The organism is Shewanella sp. 11B5 (assembly GCF_002836795.1).
Taxonomy (GTDB): domain Bacteria; phylum Pseudomonadota; class Gammaproteobacteria; order Enterobacterales; family Shewanellaceae; genus Shewanella; species Shewanella frigidimarina.
In genome coordinates this window covers 1-2,356 of record NZ_PJAP01001082.1, presented here as the reverse complement: position 1 = coordinate 2,356, position 2,356 = coordinate 1, and the positions used below count along the sequence as shown (strand labels likewise).

Annotated in this window: 2 protein-coding genes; both read right to left on the bottom strand. The window is 42.7% G+C overall.

Annotated elements, in window-relative coordinates; all coding sequences use genetic code 11:
• Positions 1–435 precede the first annotated feature (435 nt).
• Positions 436–1,470: a glycine betaine/L-proline ABC transporter substrate-binding protein ProX gene (gene proX / locus CXF78_RS20555; protein WP_102037802.1), complete on the bottom strand. Its 1,035-nt coding sequence runs from the start codon at positions 1,468–1,470 to the stop codon at positions 436–438.
• A complete protein-coding gene (locus CXF78_RS20550) occupies positions 1,467–2,318 on the bottom strand; it encodes an ABC transporter permease (protein ID WP_102037801.1) in 852 nt (283 codons plus the stop codon). Before CXF78_RS20550 ends, proX begins: the two co-directional genes overlap by 4 nt.
• Positions 2,319–2,356: the final 38 nt, after the last annotated feature.

Sequence of the window (2,356 nt, the reverse complement as noted above, 5' to 3'; positions counted from 1 at the left end):
ACCTGGCTGGTGATTATCGGCAAGAGCTGCTGACCCTGTCATGGTCATTGCAGCTAAAGCGACACCCATTATTACTTTCTTAATTTTCATTTTCGTTCCTTATTTTTTTGTTGCCATAGATTGGGTCATTATCTTTAAATAATTACCAATAATAGACCTGTACCTTTGGGCATAAATAAGCACATTCATTTTTTAGGTTATATTTTAAATAATATGTTGAATTTGAAAGCATTTTTAAAAAGTATGATAAGAACTTAGGCTTGTTCTGTTAAAAAGCATCATTGCCTCATAAAGGGCTATATCATTATCAGCTTTGCCCTCTTTTTTTAAAACGCTGACATACGTTTTACTAAACACTTGGGGGTTTGAATAAAAAATAACCCGTAAGCACTGTATGTGTGCTCCGGGTTACCAATAAGCTATTGCAGGTTGAGACTATTTAGCAGCATTACGTGCTTCAGTCAGCCAACCGTTCCATTGATCTTGGTTTTTGGCAATCCACGCATCTACGTGGCGTTGAATGTCCTGTTCACTCTTTTCGCCATCGTTCATCCGAGTATTCTGTTCGTTGACGTCGGCAAGCTGCAGGGTAAATACTTCAAAAAATTTCCTAGCTGCCGGATTTTGCTTGGTGAATTTTTTGTTGGCGACGACCTGGATGTCAGAAGCAACAAAACCAAGTTTTACCGGGTCAGAAACTGCGCCTTCAAGTCCCTTTATCGTCATTCGTTCAACAGCAGAACTTTGCGCTTTGGTCGGATTGATTTCAGGCACGTTGATCCACACAACGTCCTTGCCTGGCTTCAGTTTAAAAATGGTCCAATTTGGTGCCCAAGTATAGAAGAAGATTGGTCCACCATTTTTATAACCCGCCATCGCCGATGCCATTCCTGCTGCATATGCCGCTTTCACAGGATTAATAGCATCTTTGAGACCATATACGTCCATATGATGAGTGATTATTTTTTCACATCCCCAGCCTGGGGGGCAGGCAGTCAGATCGGCCTTGCCATCACCATTGGTATCAAAGGCTTTCTTCACCTCAGGGCGTTTAAAATCTTCAAGGGAGGTAATATTATATTTATCTGCCTCTTTTTTAGACACTAAATAGCCACTCAGACCACCGGCTTTCATTACATAACCAATCTTTTCAGCTTTTTTATCGAAGTTTTTCGGTAGTTGATCGTTATGCATTGGAAACCAACCATTGGTCCAATAATCAATATCACCGAGAGTGACAGTTTTGTAAAAAATGGGATTGACCAGAGTTTTGGGCTTTTCAACATCATACCCCAAAGTCTCAAGACCTCGTCGTACAAGCGCTTCCTGAAAAAAACCAGTGTCCCATGTTGCTCGAGCTGGTTTAACGGTTATGCCTTCTCCTGGCTTGAGAGTATCAGCAAGAGCTACTGACCCCGTCATTGTGATTGCAGCTAAAGCTGCGCCCAGTATTACTTTTTTAAGTATCATTTTACGTCCTTATTTTTTGGGGTTGCCATTGATTGGGTGATTCTATCTAAAATGATTGCTAATAAAACAATCGCAAGACCGCCAACCGTGGCCAAACCAATATCAAGTGTATTTAAGCCCAGAACGACAGGTGCCCCGAGGCCTCCTGCGCCAATCATTGCGGCGATAACCACCATGGAGAGCGACATCATGATGGTCTGATTAAGGCCAGCCATGATGGTCGGAAGAGCAAGTGGTATCTGAACTTTAAGTAAAACCTGCGAGCTTGTTGCCCCAAAGGCGAGCGCAGCCTCGACTAACTCTGGGTGTACCTGCCTGATACCGAGACTGGTTAATCTAACCAACGGTGGCAGGGCAAAAATGATGGTTGCAAGAACACCTGCTGTGTTGCCAATTGAAAAAAGCATCACAATAGGTACCAAATAGACAAAGGCTGGCGTTGTCTGCATCGCATCCAAAATGGGTCGGAGAATGTTATTAACACGATCACTGCGTCCAGCCCATATACCAAATGGCACTCCAACAACAGTACAGAACACAACAGATGAAAATACCATGGCGAGGGTTATCATGGTTTCAGACCAGAAACCAAGCAGACCAATGAGAATCAACGATGCAAGCGTAAAACCAGCAAGTTTGAAACCTGACACCCGCCAAGCAATGACGCCAAACAGTGCGATAACAAGTAGAGGTGGAGTTGCCAGAAGTCCATCTGACACACTTGATAAAATGAAGTCTACGGGCCATTTTATCATCTGAAAAAACCATCGATACCCTTCTACCAACCAGTCAACAAGGCTTGTGATCCATGCATCTAAGGGAATAACTCTTTCATCAAAACTTAACATAATATAAAACTCCTGAAGCTAGTATTCTAAGATGCTGA

Coding starts and splice junctions, on each gene's coding strand:
- proX (WP_102037802.1), bottom strand. CDS start 1,470: ATGATACTTAAAAAAGTAATACTGGGCGCAGCTTTAGCTGCAATCACA.
- CXF78_RS20550 (WP_102037801.1), bottom strand. CDS start 2,318: ATGTTAAGTTTTGATGAAAGAGTTATTCCCTTAGATGCATGGATCACA.